This is a genomic window from Rufibacter sp. LB8 (assembly GCF_014876185.1).
Classification (GTDB): domain Bacteria; phylum Bacteroidota; class Bacteroidia; order Cytophagales; family Hymenobacteraceae; genus Nibribacter.
The window spans coordinates 1,696,685-1,712,500 of the sequence record NZ_JADALJ010000001.1; the positions used below are offsets into that span (position 1 = coordinate 1,696,685).

The 15,816-nt window shown below is 49.6% G+C and carries 12 protein-coding genes and 2 rRNA genes (1 of these 14 running past the window's edge); 6 read left to right on the forward strand and 8 right to left on the reverse strand.

Annotated features, from left to right (window positions below; genetic code table 11):
• Positions 1-9: 9 nt before the first annotated feature.
• The 4 genes from IMY23_RS07260 to IMY23_RS07275 form a co-directional block, all read right to left on the reverse strand.
• Complete coding sequence (locus IMY23_RS07260; RefSeq protein ID WP_192821445.1) at positions 10-948, reverse strand: 1,4-dihydroxy-2-naphthoate polyprenyltransferase; 939 nt, start codon at positions 946-948, stop codon at positions 10-12.
• Positions 949-959: 11 nt separating this feature from the next.
• Positions 960-1,556, reverse strand: coding sequence for a glutathione peroxidase (locus IMY23_RS07265; RefSeq protein WP_192821446.1), 597 nt, complete (start codon positions 1,554-1,556; stop codon positions 960-962).
• Positions 1,557-1,655: 99 nt separating this feature from the next.
• Complete coding sequence (argS, locus tag IMY23_RS07270) at positions 1,656-3,455, reverse strand: arginine--tRNA ligase (RefSeq protein WP_192821447.1); 1,800 nt, start codon at positions 3,453-3,455, stop codon at positions 1,656-1,658.
• Positions 3,456-3,482: 27 nt separating this feature from the next.
• Positions 3,483-4,445, reverse strand: coding sequence for an arginase (locus IMY23_RS07275; RefSeq protein ID WP_192821448.1), 963 nt, complete (start codon positions 4,443-4,445; stop codon positions 3,483-3,485).
• 85 nt (positions 4,446-4,530) lie between these two features.
• Here IMY23_RS07275 and IMY23_RS07280 point away from each other — a divergent pair, with 85 nt between their 5' ends.
• Together IMY23_RS07280 and IMY23_RS07285 are read left to right on the forward strand one after the other, a co-directional pair.
• Positions 4,531-5,931 carry an arginine decarboxylase gene (locus IMY23_RS07280; RefSeq protein ID WP_192821449.1) on the forward strand — a complete coding sequence of 467 codons (1,401 nt, stop codon included), beginning with the start codon at positions 4,531-4,533 and terminating at the stop codon, positions 5,929-5,931.
• An 87-nt stretch (positions 5,932-6,018) separates the two neighbouring features.
• Entirely contained in the window at positions 6,019-6,183 is a 165-nt protein-coding gene (locus tag IMY23_RS07285; RefSeq protein WP_192821450.1) for a hypothetical protein, read from the forward strand.
• A gap of 131 nt (positions 6,184-6,314) precedes the next feature.
• On the opposite strand, the gene IMY23_RS07290 is transcribed toward IMY23_RS07285, so the two are convergent.
• A complete protein-coding gene (locus IMY23_RS07290; RefSeq protein ID WP_225986441.1) occupies positions 6,315-6,860 on the reverse strand; it encodes an HAD-IIIA family hydrolase in 546 nt (181 codons plus the stop codon).
• 130 nt (positions 6,861-6,990) lie between these two features.
• On the opposite strand from IMY23_RS07290, the gene hemG reads away from it, so the two are divergent.
• From hemG to IMY23_RS07305, 3 genes are all read left to right on the forward strand, one after another.
• Positions 6,991-8,331: a protoporphyrinogen oxidase gene (gene hemG, locus IMY23_RS07295; RefSeq protein ID WP_192821451.1), complete on the forward strand. Its 1,341-nt coding sequence runs from the start codon at positions 6,991-6,993 to the stop codon at positions 8,329-8,331.
• A 24-nt stretch (positions 8,332-8,355) separates the two neighbouring features.
• Positions 8,356-9,087 (forward strand): polyprenol monophosphomannose synthase, encoded by a 732-nt coding sequence (locus tag IMY23_RS07300; RefSeq protein ID WP_192821452.1) that lies wholly within the window; start codon positions 8,356-8,358, stop codon positions 9,085-9,087.
• 161 nt (positions 9,088-9,248) lie between these two features.
• Positions 9,249-10,229 carry a TerC family protein gene (locus tag IMY23_RS07305; RefSeq protein ID WP_192821453.1) on the forward strand — a complete coding sequence of 327 codons (981 nt, stop codon included), beginning with the start codon at positions 9,249-9,251 and terminating at the stop codon, positions 10,227-10,229.
• 131 nt (positions 10,230-10,360) lie between these two features.
• Here the strand turns inward: IMY23_RS07305 and IMY23_RS07310 are convergent, their stop codons facing one another.
• Positions 10,361-12,361 carry a biosynthetic peptidoglycan transglycosylase gene (locus IMY23_RS07310; protein WP_192821454.1) on the reverse strand — a complete coding sequence of 667 codons (2,001 nt, stop codon included), beginning with the start codon at positions 12,359-12,361 and terminating at the stop codon, positions 10,361-10,363.
• A gap of 226 nt (positions 12,362-12,587) precedes the next feature.
• Between IMY23_RS07310 and purB the strand changes: the two genes are divergently transcribed.
• Positions 12,588-13,940 carry an adenylosuccinate lyase gene (gene purB, locus IMY23_RS07315; protein ID WP_192821455.1) on the forward strand — a complete coding sequence of 451 codons (1,353 nt, stop codon included), beginning with the start codon at positions 12,588-12,590 and terminating at the stop codon, positions 13,938-13,940.
• Between the two features lie 668 nt (positions 13,941-14,608).
• Here purB and rrf read toward each other — a convergent pair.
• Positions 14,609-14,720: ribosomal RNA gene (gene rrf / locus IMY23_RS07320) — 5S ribosomal RNA — on the reverse strand.
• Positions 14,721-14,809: 89 nt separating this feature from the next.
• Positions 14,810-15,816 (reverse strand): 23S ribosomal RNA (locus tag IMY23_RS07325); it runs 1,882 nt beyond the window's last position.

Here is a 15,816-nt window from a genome sequence, read left to right on the forward strand (position 1 = left end):
AACGGAAAATCAAGAGTCCAGCAACAAGCCCACGCCCAGCAGCAGCACAAAGACCAAGGTAGACAAAGCCATCTGTTTCAGGAGCGGATCCAGTTCTGCGGGGGTTTGCCGCCTTTTCACTTCGCGGCCGTTGTAGGCTAGTAGGGGCACCGCCCCCAAAAACAGCCACGGCCAAAAGGTGGCGTTGGTTCTGAGCCAGACAAACATCACCGTGCAGACAATGCCCGATAGCAGCAGCAGCCAATGGTACCTTCGCGCCCGCAGCGCTCCCAAACGCACCGGCACCGACCGCTTCCCGGCTAGTTCATCAGATTTTATGTCTCTAATGTTGTTCACGTTGAGCACCGCCGCTGAGAAAAAGCCCAGGCTGGAGGCTGGCAACAATAGTTCTGAGAAAATGCGTTCGGTTTGCAGGAAATACGTGCCCAACACGCCCACCCATCCGAAGAAAAAGAATACCGAAATATCGCCTAAGCCGGCGTAGCCATAGGGTTTACCGCCGTTAGTATAGCCAATGGCCGCCCAAATGGCCCCAATGCCCAGCAGCAAGAAAAACAGAAACAAGTACAAGCCCGATGTTCCCAGAGCCACCCACAGCAAAGCAATACCCGACACCAGAGAAAAAAGACTGAACACAACAATAGCGGCTTTCATCTGCCCCGGCGAAATCTGCCCGGCCTGCACGGCGCGCTGCGGACCTTCGCGGTGCTGGCTGTCGGCACCGTGTTTGGTGTCGCCGTAGTCGTTGGCCAGGTTGGAGAGAATCTGCAGGAACAGCGTAGTCACCACGCAGAGCAACAGCACCGGCCACCGGGACTGATGATCGGCGGCCGCCAGAAAACCGCCCATGCCAATGCAGGACAAAGCCAACGGCAACGTACGAAGGCGGAACGCAGAAACCCAGGTTCCGGCGCTGGGCCGTTTTTGGGCTCTATTTTCTAAATGCACGCGAAACCAGCTTAGAGGTTGATGTCTTTGAGCAGCTCATCTGAGAGCGGTGCCACTTTAGACGGATAGAACTTTACAAAAGTGCCGTCTTCAGAGATCAGGTATTTGCAGAAGTTCCAGTTGGGCGCCTGTTCGTTCTTGCCGTTCTGTTCTTTACTGGCCAACCACTTGAACAAAGGCTGCGCCTCCGTGCCAGAAACGGGTGCCTTCTGGAACAACGGGAACGTAACCCCGAAGTTCTTCTGGCAAAACGCAGCAATCTGTTGGTCAGAGCCCGGCTCCTGCCCACCAAAATCATTCGCCGGGAAACCCAGCACCGCCACTTTGTGGGCGTATTGCTTCTGGAGTTTTTCCAAATCCTCGTACTGCGGCGTGTACCCGCACTCAGAAGCCACGTTCACAATCAGGATCTTCTTGCCTTTGTATTTGCTCAAAGTTGTCTTCTGCCCGTCATTGGTGACCAACGCAATATCATAGATTGAAGAAGCGGCTGTAGTTGAGGTATTTTCCATAGTAGTAGAATTTGGGGTAGTGTCAGTTACAGTGCCGCCCGGCGATGAACAGGCCAACAGCACAGAACAAGACAAATAGGTTAGAAATTTCTGCATGTTCTAAATAGAGCAATCACGCTTTAAACTGTAGGCGATGAATTTTGTTCAAGCTTAACCAGAAAAAAGAGCGGCCCTTTCGGCACCGCTCCTCTCCTTTTACATTCTGTCTGGAACCGCTATGCCCAAAAGGCCCATCATGCGTTTGATGGTTTTGGCTACCTGCGCCGACAAAGCAATTCTAAAACTCAGCACTTTGGCGTCCTGCTCCTGAAAAATAGGCACCTCGGTGTAGAAACGATTATAGGCCTTTGCTACGTCAAAGGCGTATTGTGCAATGATGCTGGGAGCCAGGTTGCGGGCAGCATCTTGTATAGTGGCCTCGGCGTAGTTCAAGAGCACCAATACTTCGCGCTCGGTTTCCTGCAAAGCAGTTACGCCTTCAAACGCGGCTGCGTCTGAGACAATGCCCAATTCCTTGGCTTTGCGCTGGATGGCTGAGATACGAGCATGTGTGTATTGAATAAACGGACCGGTGTTTCCCTGAAACTCAATAGACTCCTCTGGGTTGAAGAGCATGCGTTTTTTGGGGTCAACCTTGAGTAAGAAATACTTGAGAGCACCCATGGCCAGCGTGTGGTAGAGTTGCTGCGCTTCTTCGGGCGTGAAGCCGTCAATCTTGCCCAGTTCGTCGGTTTTCTGGCGGGCGGTGTCCACCATTTCCTGGGCCAGTTCGTCGGCGTCTACCACGGTGCCCTCGCGGGATTTCATTTTGCCGCTGGGCAAGTCCACCATGCCATACGACAGGTGCATGATGCCATCGGCGTATGGTTTGCCCATTTTCTTGAGGATGACCTTGAGCACCTGGAAATGGTAATTCTGTTCATCAGCCACCACGTACAGAGACTGGTCATAGTGGAAATCCTGGTACTTCAGTTCGGCGGTGCCGAGGTCCTGGGTGATGTACACGGATGTTCCATCAGCACGGAGTACCAGTTTCTCGTCAAGGCCTTCCTCCGTGAGGTCAATCCAAACGGAGCCGTCTGGTTTTTTGTAGAAGACGCCGCTGGCCAGTCCTTCTTCCACGCGGTCTTTGCCTAGTAAATAAGTACCTGATTCGTAATAGAACTTGTCAAAGTCAACGCCTATGTTTTTGTAAGTAGCATTAAAGCCGTCATAGACCCAGTTGTTCATTTTCTCCCAGAGGGCCAGCGTTTCGGCATCGCCTTGCTCCCATTTCTGGAGCATTTCCTGGGTTTCTAGCATCAAAGGCGCCTGCTTCTTGGCCAGTTCTTTGTCGGTGCCCTGGGCCACCAGTTCGTCTATTTGCTGCTTGTAGGCCTTGTCAAAAGCCACGTAATACTTGCCAACCAAATGGTCGCCTTTCAGGCCGGCGCTTTCGGGAGTTTCGCCCAGCCCAAATTTTTCATAGGCGATCATCGACTTGCAGATGTGCACTCCGCGGTCGTTCACCAGGTTGGTTTTCACCACGTCATTTCCGGCGGCTTTCAGAATCTCCGCCACGGAGTAGCCCAGGAAGTTGTTTCTGAGGTGACCCAAGTGCAGCGGCTTGTTGGTGTTGGGTGACGAATATTCCACCACCACTTTCCGTTTTTGGCCTCCGTTTTCCAAATGGGCACCAAACTGACCGCTCACCTGCTCGGCAAAGATTTCCAGCCACACGCTGTCTTTGATTTCCACATTCAGGAAACCCTTGACCACGTTGTACCCGGCCACCTGCGGCGCGTGCTGCACTAAATAATCTCCTAAGGCTTGGCCAATCTGCTCGGGGCCTTTGCCCACGGGTTTGGTGTAGGGGAAGGTGACAAACGTAAACGTGCCGGCAAACTCCTTGCGGGTGGGCTGCAGACTGATTTGGTCAGCGGCCAGTGTGAATTGAAAAGTATTGGCTAATGCCTGGCTCAGCGCCTGGGCAATCTGGGTCTCTAGTTGTTTCATGGTACTATTGGCCAAAAGTTTAAAGGGCTAGGCTTCCTGGTGAAGCCGCTCTACTATGGCTTGGGTGGTATGTTCTAAAATCTCAAATGCGTTTTGCGCCATGATGTTCTCGGCGTCTAGGGTAGGGTTTATTTCCACCATCTCAAAGCAGACCACTTTGGGGCTGCGTACCAAATGGCCGCAGAGTTCTTTGGCCTGGTCCACGTTCAAACCCACTTCCACCGGCGTGCCCGTGCCCTTGGAGAACTTGGAGTCCAGGCTGTCCACGTCAAAAGACACGTAAATAATGTCACAGTCTTTTAGTTTGGCAAGGGCTTCCTGGGCTACCTGCTCCAGGCCTTTGGCAATGACCTCTGGATAGGTGAAGTTCTTGATGTTGTATTTGTCAAACAAAAACACCTCGGGCTTTTCATAGCTGCGGGTCACAATATAGACAATGTGCTGGTGCTTGATCTTGGGTTCCTCGGTGCCTACTTTCTTAAGGGCCTCCCAGAAGAAAATGGTCTCCGGGGCCGGTTCGTTCACCTGACAGTCTTTGTTGTCTTCGGCCAAAGAAGCGGCCAGGGGCATGCCGTGCATGTTGCCAGACGGCGTGGTATAGGGCGAATGAATGTCAGCGTGCGCATCTACCCAAATCACGCCTAACGTTTTGTCTGGATAGGTGGCTTTGATGCCGGCAATGGTGCCGCCTGCGTTAGAATGGTCGCCGGCCAGTACCAGCGGGAACATGCCCAACTCCAGTGTCTGCTCTACGGTGTGGCTGATGCGCTTGTAGGTCTGCAGAATGCTGTCAATGTATTTGGCATGCGGGAACAGGTTCTTTTCAAACATGACATCATTGAGGTTAGGCACCTCTACAGACGTAAACCGCTTGAAATAATCTGACCCTTTGTTCAGGCACGCTATCTTTAAGGCGTCAACCCCAAGACTAGCGCCACGCGTTCCAGCCCCCAGCTCAGATTTAACTTCAATTAGTCTAATTTTTTTCATGCGAAACGGAAACTAGTTTTTGCAAAGATGGTAAAACATACCCAATATTGCACGTTATCTGGTCTTCCAACGCCACTACCCACCCATGGATAAATACACTGATCTTATACACCAAACCTTTGACTTCCCCACGGAGGAATTCACGGTTACCAACAATGAACTCTCTTTCAACGGCATCCCGATGATGGAGTTGGTGAAGCAATACGGCACACCGCTGCGTCTCACCTATCTGCCCAAAATAAGCTCCCAGATTCAGAAGGCGAAAATCCTTTTCAAGGAGTCTATGGAGAAGCTCAATTACCAGGGCACCTATACTTATTGCTACTGCACCAAGTCCAGCCACTTCTCTTTTGTGCTGGAAGAGGCGCTCAAAAACGACATTCATATTGAGACATCTTCATCCTTTGACATGCCCATTATTAAGGCGCTCTACGAAAAAGGGAAAGTCTCCAAAGATATTTTTGTGGTCTGCAACGGCTTCAAACGTGAGCTGTACCGCAGCCACATCACCAGCATGCTCAACGACGGTTTCAAGAACGTAACGCCGGTATTGGATCACTTGGGCGAGATTGAGCACTACGAGCAGCACGTGACCGGCCAGTGCCAACTGGGCATAAGATTAGCTTCTGATGAGGAGCCGAAGTTCCAGTTCTACACCTCGCGCTTGGGCATCAATTACAATGACGTGGTGGGCTTGTACGAGAACAAAATCAAGGATAACCCCAAGTTCAAGCTCAAGATGCTCCATTATTTCATTAATACGGGTATCAAAGACACGTCTTATTACTGGTCAGAACTCAGCCGTTTTGTGCACAAGTATTGTGAGATGAAGAAAATCTGCCCAGACCTGGACACCATTGACATAGGTGGCGGCTTCCCCATCAAGACCTCTATTCAGTTTGACTACAATTACCGGTACATGATTGAGGAGATCCTGCGCACCATCCAACGCATTTGCAAAGACGAAGGCGTGCCGGAGCCCCACATCTTCACCGAGTTCGGGATTTACACCGTAGGCGAAAGCGGTGCGCACATCTACTCTATTCTGGACACCAAGCTCCAGAACGACAAAGAGTTGTGGTACATGATTGACGGTTCTTTCATCACCAACCTACCAGACACCTGGGCCTTGAACCAGCGCTATATTTTGCTGGCGCTCAATAACTGGAACAAAGATTACCAGCGCCTGAACATTGGCGGCCTCACCTGTGACAGCCAGGATTACTATAACTCAGAGATGCACAGTTTCCAGGTGTTCCTGCCTAAGGTGAAACAGGACCAGGAGGAGCCGCAGTACATTGGCTTCTTCCACACTGGCGCGTACCAGGAGAGCTTGAGCGGGTACGGCGGCATCAAGCATTGTTTAATACCCTCACCCAAGCATGTCATCATTGACCGTGAGGCAGATGGCACGCTTAAGTCATGGGTTTTTGCCGAGGAGCAGAACGTTGATTCCATGCTGCAGATACTGGGCTATAAAAACTAAATTATTTTTGAACTATTTTCGCCAAAGCTGTCACAAAAAGTGTAGCTTTGGCGTAGAATAGCCACACCTGTTGATTAAAACATTCTGATGAAAAAACTATTACTTGTTGCCGCCCTTGGTATGTTTGGTTTTGCTTCTTGCAAATCTACGTCATGCCCTGCTTACGCGCAGAAGACAGACCGTGCCGCTGATCAGAAAGTGATGGTGAAAGCCACGTCTGACGCTAAGGCAACCCGCAGCATCAACGGCTAAGCCATCGCTGTTTCGCAAAGACATTAGAACCGGAAAGCTCTTTCCGGTTTTTTGTGTTTATAAACATTTCCCCAGATTCCTCTTTTCCGTTTTCGGGCTCATTTCCAGAAATGAGCCCGAAAACGGATTTTTTATGGGTTTCTGTCAGGTATTTTCAAGATAATCTGAGCAGCCGCCAAGACATCTGAGGTTTGCTTTTCAGCAGTCCCTTCGGGCCAGGCCCCTACCAGAATTCCCTTTACCCCGCAGTTGGCGGCGGCCTGCAGATCGCGCAGTTGGTCGCCTACCATCCAAGACGTGGCTGGGTCAATAGAAAATTTGGCCATGGCTTTCTCCAGCATGAGGCTATCTGGTTTGCGCCGCAGTGATTCTGAGACAGACGGGTGGCCGGGCGCGAAATAGAGGGCATCTACCAAGTTACCTGAGGCTTGCTGCAGTTTTTCATGGCAAGCCAGCACGTCTTCTTTGGTGTAAAGGCCCTTGGCAATACCCGCCTGGTTGGTGATGACAATGAGCAGATAGCCTGCGTTTTTCAGGAGCGCCAACGCCTGGGGCACCTCCGGCTTCACTATAAAATCCTCCAACCGCCACGTGTAATCGCCCCGCTCTTCGTTCAGAACCCCATCACGGTCCAGAAATACGGCTTTGTTCTTCATCTGCACTTGCTGCGTTTCCATGGCTTGAAAATACGAAGAACCCGCCTGTCTTGACAGTAAAAAAAGGTTTCCGGGCTATTTTCTCCCCTTTCCCTCCTAAACGACAACCGCCTTCTTGCGTACCTACAGGCAGCAGCAACCCACGCAGTACATGAGAGTAGCCATTATTGGGGCAGGAATTTCTGGATTGGCGCTGGCCTACCACTTACAAAAGCTAGGCGTGCGCTATGATTTGTTTGAGTGCGAAAACCAGGTGGGCGGCCTTATTAAATCTGAGACCATAGAAGGGTACCAGCTGGAACTGGGCGCACAAGGTTACCAGGAAAACGAGGAATTGCAGGAGTTAATCAGGGAACTGAAACTGGAGGCCGAGGTAGTCAAACCCACCCCGCTTGCCAGAAATCTGTTTGTGCTGAAAGAAGGAAAACCGCAGGGCCTGCCGCACTCGCCCATGCAATTGCTGGTCAACTCCTTTTTTGGCTGGCGCACCAAACTGCGCATTGCCCAGGAAATGCAGCAACCTGTACAAAACTTGCCCAATGAAACCGTCCGTCATTTTTTTGAGCGCCGGTTTGGGCCTGAGGTGGTGGAAGAACTGGTGCGACCGCTGGTGGCTAGTCTGTATGCCGGTGAGCCTAACACGCTGCTGCTGGAAAAGACCTTCCCGTGGCTGAAGGAATTGGAGAAAAAACACGGCTCCGTGTTAAAAGGAATTTCGGCGCTGGAAGAGGCGGAGATGAAGCCCCTACATACGCTGCAGGGCGGCTTGCAGACACTTCCCAAAGCCATTGCCTCCAAGTTGATTTCGCTGCATCTGGACCACAAGGTAGAAATGGTGCACCGTGCGCGAGGCAAGTATCTGTTGAGCATTCAGCATGATATGGAAAGCCTGGGCGAAGTGGAGTTTGACGCAGTGGCCTTGGCCTTGCCCGCGCACGCCGCCGCAGAGTTGATGGAGTTTGCCGCGCCTGGTTGGGCGGCCGCCTTACAAAACGTAAGCTATGCGCCCCTAACCGTGGTACACACCGCCTATCCAAAACCCAACGTAAACTATAATTTACACGGATTGGGCGCCATGCAGGCAGCTGAAGAACAAACCGGAACGGTAGGCATGCTGTGGCGATCGTCGGTTTTCCCGGCCGCGGCCCCGGAGACAGATGTGCTCTTCACCTCCTTTTCCACCGAAACTTTACCGAAGGCGGACTCCCACAAAGCCGAACGCCAGATACAGCAGAGAATTGACCAGGAACTGCAGGCCACCTATGGCATAAAAGGAGAAAAACCGCTTTTTCAACACGCACACCATTGGCCAAACGCCCTTCCGCAACCCGACATGTTCATGCTGGACGTTGACAAAATGAGTGAACTGGTGGAGCAAGACCGGCTATACGCCTGTGCCGGTTGGGTGGCTGGGTTCTCTATTTCCGGTTGCGTACGCCATGCCAAACAACTGGCCCAAAAAATTTATTCTAGGCGTACTTCCATGCCTTAATCTGTTTAGGGCTATATTTGGGGAATGAAAGAATCGGTGGTAGTCATTCCTACCTATAATGAAATAGAGAATATCCAGGCCATCATCCGGAAGGTGTTCTCTTTGCCCCATCCGTTCCATATCCTCATTGTTGACGACAACTCCCCAGACGGCACTGCCCAGGCGGTACAGCATCTGCAACAGGAATTCCCTGACCAACTGTTCCTGGAGCAACGCAAGGGCAAACTGGGCTTAGGCACGGCCTATATTCATGGGTTCAAGTACGCGCTCAACAACGGGTACTCCTATATTTTTGAGATGGACGCCGATTTCTCGCATAACCCTGAGGATTTGGTGCATCTGTACCAGACCTGTGCCCTGGAAGGCTATGACATGGCCGTGGGCAGTCGCTACAGCAACGGCGTGAACGTGGTGAACTGGCCCATGAGCCGCGTGTTACTTTCCTATTTCGCCAGTAAATATGTGCGCATTATCACGGGCATGCCCATTCATGACGCCACGGCTGGTTTTAAATGCTACACGCGCCGGGTACTGGAAACCATTAACCTTAACAAAATCAGGTTTATTGGGTATGCCTTCCAGATTGAGATGAAATTTCTTACCTACAAGTTCGGGTTCAAAATCAAGGAAGTGCCTATTATTTTCACAGACCGCGCCAAAGGCCAGTCCAAAATGAGCAAGGGCATAATACGTGAAGCCTTCCTGGGCGTAATCCAAATGAAGGTGAGCAGTTACTTCCGGCAGTTCAAACGCTAGTCTTTTCGTGCGTTTTCGGGCTCATTTCCAGAAATGAGCCCGAAAACAGGAATTTCCTTCCTCAACTTCTGTTTTTGCGCAGATTGCCGTATCTTTCACTTTTGCTGAACTGTTGAAAGCGGGGCAACCGCGCCATTTCTTACGTTTGTAAATATTAATTGATGGATACCAATATATTATTTTGGGTTGGGTTCAACCTGTTTGTGCTCATTCTGCTGGGCCTGGACTTGTTTGTGTTTCATAAGAAGTCGCATGAGGTGAAAATCAAAGAGGCGCTGCTCTGGAGTGCTTTCTGGATTGTGCTGTCACTGGCCTTTAACGTGGGCATTTATTTCTGGAAAGGCAGCGGCCCGGCCCTTGAATTCCTGACGGCCTACCTCATTGAGAAGTCTTTGAGCGTGGACAACCTGTTTGTGTTCATCCTGATTTTCAATTTCTTTCATGTGCCGTCGGCGGTGCAGCACAAGATTCTGTTCTGGGGCGTGTTGGGTGCGCTTTTCTTCCGAGCAATTTTTATTTTGGTGGGCGTGGCGCTTATTGCCAAGTTCCATTTCATCATCTACATTCTGGGCGGCTTCCTGATTTTTACGGGAATCAAGATGGCCTTCACCAACAATGACGAGGAGATTGACCCAGAGGCCAACCCGGTGGTTAAGTTTGTGAGCCGGTATATTCCCATCACCAATAAAATGTACGGGGACAAATTCTTCGTGAAGATTGACAAGACCCGCTTCGCCACGCCCCTGTTTCTGGTGCTGATCATGGTGGAGACTACGGACATTGTGTTTGCGGCAGACTCTATTCCGGCTATTCTGGCCATCTCCAAAGATCCGTTTATAGTGTACACCTCCAATGTGTTTGCATTGCTAGGCTTGCGGGCGCTCTATTTCGCGTTGGCGGGCATCATGCAACTGTTCCATTACCTGCACTACGGCTTGTCTTTGATTCTGGTGTTCATTGGGGCTAAACTGGTGCTGTCTGACATTTACCATCTGGACATGCGCATAGCCCTGGGCGTGGTCGCCTTTATCCTGACCATGTCGGTGGTCCTTTCCCTGATCTTCCCGAAGAAAGACACTCACCCATTGCCACTGCCAGATGTAGCAGAGGAAGAAGAAGGTTCTACTGATAGCACAAAGTAATACGCAGAGCGAATCCCGCTTTTTCTTTAACACACCGCCGCCCCTGTTTTCGGGCTCATTTCCAGAAATGAGCCCGAAAACAGGGGCGGCGCTTTTTGTTATGGCTTGAGACTGCTTTACTAATGCATTGGCTAGAAGTCTAGCAAGTCAATTGGGGCCAGTTCCAGCGTATCTAATTGTTGCGTAGTGGTATCTGGCTTGGCAATGACGAAGGACCCAGCCCGGCCTCTTAAATTCACGTACGGCGACACGCTCTGTTGTTCTCCGGCGGTAATCAAACCGCGCTTGGCCATGTTGCCGCTGATCAATTTAAAGAAGTAGCGTGGGTAGGCCCGTAATTCGCCGTATTGGTTGAAATAGGTTCTGTACAGCTTGGGTTTGGGCACAATGCTGGCCAGGAACATGGCTTCCTCCAGGGTCAGTTCATTGGGTGCCTTCTCGAAGTAAAAACGCGCAGCTTCTTTCACGCCATATACATTGGGTCCCCATTCTATTACGTTCAGATACACTTCATACATGCGCTCCTTGGTACTCAGGCGCAGGTTCTCAATCAGCCAGACAATCAGTGCCTCTTCCACTTTTCTGGTGATGGTCTTCTTTCTGGTAAGAAACACGTTTTTCACCAATTGCATGGAAACGGTGCTACCGCCCCGCACAAAAGACCGCTCCTTGATATTGGTAATCAAGGAATGCCTAAAAGCCCCGTCATGAAAGCCTTTGTGGGTGAAAAAACGAGGGTCTTCTGCGGTTAAGATAGAATGTTTGAGGTAATTGGAAATCTGGTTGTAAGGCGTGAAATTGGGGTTAGAGGGACCAACCAGAAACGAACGGAGCGGACGGTCATTTTCATACACGGTGTGCTGAAACTCCTGGTTCATCTTGCGCAAATCCTGCTTGCCATACTCCAGAATCTGCAGGTTCTGGGCTTTTAGATCTGAACTGAAGCGCAACTGGTCAATTTTGGCCATGTCTACGTAGAAATCCAACCCGTACTGGAACGTACCTGTAGCCTTCATGCCCTGGAAGGTATCAAACAAGCCGGGTGGCAGTGATTCAAATAAATCGTTGGCTGCAATGTCTGGAGAGCTCACCTTAATCCCAATTTTACGGTTGGGTTTGGTTTCATACGTGAGTTTTGGGTAAAACACAGCTTTGTTGACACGTACCTCAGACGGTGCATCTAGAGAGTAGTAATGATCTCCCAGCGTAATGACGTATTTCAAGGCCCCGTTCTTCACAAACACATCTTCATCGGCTATTTTAGGATGGTTCAAGACCAAACTATGCGCACTTGATTCTCCAGAAATAGTCAGTTGGTTATTCTTGAAAACTTTGTCAGTGATACTCAGGTTCAAGGTGTCAAACCGCATGGTGGCACCAAAGCGCTGTTCAATGTAAGGCACTTGTATGCCGCCGGGCTGGTCACCGTACATCTTCGCCGATAGCAGGTACTTGTCTGGGTCTATGCGCCCCTGCACAAACATGTTGTTGGTCACAGATTCCGTGGAAATAGACAGACGGCCATTGATGTTCCCATCTTCCATGGTCAAGGTAGGCAAGCGCATGCTAATCAGTTTGCCGTCATTCAGAAAATCAACTGCCAGGTTCCTGAAGTTCACCCCATCCGGCACATTCTCAAACGCCGTCTCAATCAGTCGGTTGAGAAGCGTACCGTAGTTAGATACTTTGGCGGTGGTGTCTACGGGGCCGCTACCTGGTTTCTTTTTATACAGGAAGGAGAAATTGTCTACACTGTCTTGCTTGACCGCTGTGATCTTGCCATTGGCCACATCAAACTGCTTGAACACCAATCGGCCCAGAAACAAAGACCTGAAACTGACCGAGGCTTCCACCGTGTCTAATTGAACCAATTGTTCCTTTTGTATGGGCAATAAGCCTATATCTGTGATAAGGACTGTGTTTAAGTCAAGGAATTGCGCGTTCCCAATGGTTAATTTGGCGGGATACTTGGCCTCTACTTTCTGAATGACTTTGCTCACGGCAAACTGCAGCAGCCGCTGCCGGTTGGTAATGAACAAGACCACTGCCACCACCAACAGACCCAGGAATACACCTAAACCAATTAATAGCTTTTTTTTATTCCTGATGAAGAAGTTTTTGAACTTAGACAAAGCTTAAAAATAAAATATACACAAATCAAAAAGTAGGCCCACAGCCCCTTCTTAACAGGTAAAAATACTGTTTTCCACCTTACATAAAAAGCAGAGGAAACTAGGTGGGTACATACGGGCAAATTAACTTAATGTTTGCTCGTTAATCTGATTAGATCGTTTCAATAAAGGCTATGAAAGTAGCTGTTTTGCCCAACATGCTTATCTTTGGGCAAAAGATACAACTATGGAATTGAATGCATTGTCAGCGGTGTCGCCTATTGATGGAAGGTATAGAAGCCAGGTTGAAGAATTGGCCCCGTATTTTTCTGAATTCGCGCTGATACGGTACCGGGTGCTAGTGGAAGTAGAATACTTTATTTCCCTGTGTGAACTTCCCCTTCCTCAATTACAGGCTGTTGACGCTGCTGCTTTTGAGAACATGCGTACCATATACCGCGATTTTTCCATAGCAGATGCCAACGAGATAAAGCAAACCGAAAGAACCACCAACCATGATGTGAAAGCGGTGGAGTACTTTGTCAAAGCCAAATTGGAGAAGTTAGGCATAAGTGACCAGAAAGAGTTCGTGCATTTCGGTCTCACTTCCCAAGACATTAACAATACGGCTATTCCGATTTCTTTGAAACAAGCAGTAGAAACTGTTTACTTGCCTTTATTACATGAAGTCAAACAGCTGTTAGAAGGCTTAGCCGAAGAATGGAAAGAAGTCCCCATGCTCGCGCATACCCACGGCCAACCAGCTTCCCCCACCAGACTAGGAAAAGAAATCAAAGTCTTCACTGAAAGGTTAGACCAGCAACTCCATCTTCTACAATCCATTCCTTTTGCCGGTAAATTTGGGGGAGCCACTGGTAACTTTAATGCGCACCATGTGGCGTATCCAGAAATTGATTGGGTAAGGTTTTCAAATGACTTTATAACGAACAGATTAAACCTGCAAAGAAGTCAAATCACCACTCAGATTGAGCACTATGATCACCTTGCTGCTTTGTTTGATGCTATTAAACGCATCAATACCATTCTCATTGACATGGCGCGGGATGTGTGGCAATATATCTCCATGGGCTATTTCAAGCAGAAAATAAAGGAAGGCGAAATTGGGTCTTCGGCTATGCCGCACAAAGTAAACCCCATAGATTTTGAAAATGCGGAAGGTAACCTAGGCATGGCCAACGCTTTGTTTGGCTTCCTTTCTGAGAAACTACCTGTATCCAGGCTACAACGCGACTTAACAGACTCTACCGTTCTCCGGAATATTGGGGTACCGTTCGCGCATTCCCTAATAGCCCTGAAATCATTTAAGAAGGGAATTAACAAACTCGAGCTCTTTAACCAGGCGTTACAAAATGATTTAGAAAACAATTGGGCTGTGGTAGCAGAAGCCATTCAGACAGTCCTTAGAAGAGAAGCATATCCTTCACCGTATGAAGCCTTAAAAGAGCTTACAAGAACTAATCAAAAAATAACGGCAACTTCTATTCAATCCTTCATAGAAGATCTTGATGTTAGTGAGGACTTAAAAGCAGAATTGAAAAAGATTACACCATCTAATTACACAGGCCTTCAGTTGTTCTAAAAAAATCAGAGCAGTTACCAATTTATTGAAAATTAAAATTCCGTTTTTGGCTTCAAATGTAAAAACGAAGCCAAAAACGGAATTAAACTTTGGCGATTAAACTAAGTTGCAGTTGAAAATAGCTTTACCAGATTTGGTTAGGTGATTCAACAAGAAGAATGCAAACAAAGAAGGCCGCCGTTCAAAAAGGGCGGCCTTCCTGCTTATGATTACACCCATGCAGAAGCCCCTTAATTGTAAGGAGCGATAGAAAATATAAAGGAGAATTGGATTGAGAATTTTGGATGTTTTTCGTTTTACTGCCCATTTCTAAAAATGAGGCCAAAAACAGAATTCTTTACGGGTCAATCTGATACTAGGGAATTAGATGGCCAATATCAATTGACATTCTCAGTCCTTCTCTCTTGATTATTATAATTTAACTTAGGGACTGTTTCCAAACGTGAAGTCAATTAAATTAATTTACTGGCGGGGCACTATTTAATTAGAGGATTGGAAAATGAAATTACAAGGGACCAGGAAAGTCCATAATGGAAATATAATCATCAAATCCCCCAATTTCCCTTCCAGGCTACATTTTGGCCCACGCCACGGTTCCTTCATCTGCAAGCCTATTAAACGCGGACAGCCCACCGTGTCTCCAGGGTGGGCTGTCGCTTGAAAAAGGGGGTTGGCGGCTACCTACTCTCCCGCGTGTGACCGCAGTACCATCGGCTCGGCGGGGCTTAACTTCTCTGTTCGGAATGGGAAGAGGTGGACACCCGCGACATAGCCACCATTATCTTGGGCCTTTCGGCTCGAATGATGCCGGGGGGTGCTCTGACATACGTGGGAAGAGAGAGAAAGAGGGGAGGGCACGCGCCTTTGGGGCGGCGAAGCCCTCGGGCAATTAGTACGGCTCGGCTGTGTCGTTTCCGACTTTACACCTGCCGCCTATCGACGTGGTCGTCTACCACGGCCCTTGAAGGGATGTCTCATCTTGGGGTGAGTTTCGCACTTAGATGCTTTCAGCGCTTATCTCATCCGAGCGTAGCTACCCTGCGCTGCAGCTGGCGCCACAACAGGTCCACCAGAGGCTCGTCCATCCCGGTCCTCTCGTACTAAGGACAGGTCCCCTCAAACATCCAACGCCCACTACAGATAGGGACCGAACTGTCTCACGACGTTCTGAACCCAGCTCGCGTGCCACTTTAATGAGCGAACAGCTCAACCCTTGGGACCTTCTCCAGCCCCAGGACGTGACGAGCCGACATCGAGGTGCCAAACCTCCCCGTCGATATGAGCTCTTGGGGGAGATCAGCCTGTTATCCCCGGCGTACCTTTTATCCTTTGAGCGATGGCCCTTCCATGCGGAACCACCGGATCACTATATCCGCCTTTCGGCCCTGCTCGGCTTGTGGGCCTCACAGTCAAGCACCCTTCTGCTATTGCGCTCTGCGCACGGTTACCAAGCGTGCTGAGGGTACCTTTGAAAGCCTCCGTTACTCTTTTGGAGGCGACCACCCCAGTCAAACTACCCACCAAACAATGTCTCCCACTCAAGGGGATTAGGCTCCAAGCAACTGAAGGGTGGTATTTCAACGTTGCCTAACCGACGCCTAGCGACGCCGGATCAGAGGCTCCCACCTATCCTACACATCAGTTACCCAGAGTCAATGTTAAGCTATAGTAAAGGTGCACGGGGTCTTTCCGTCCCGTAGCGGGTACTCGGCATCTTCACCGAGACTACAATTTCACCGAGCTCACGGCTGAGACAGCGCCCAGATCGTTACACCATTCGTGCAGGTCGGAACTTACCCGACAAGGAATTTCGCTACCTTAGGACCGTTATAGTTACGGCCGCCGTTTACCGGGGCTTCGATTCAATGCTTCGCCT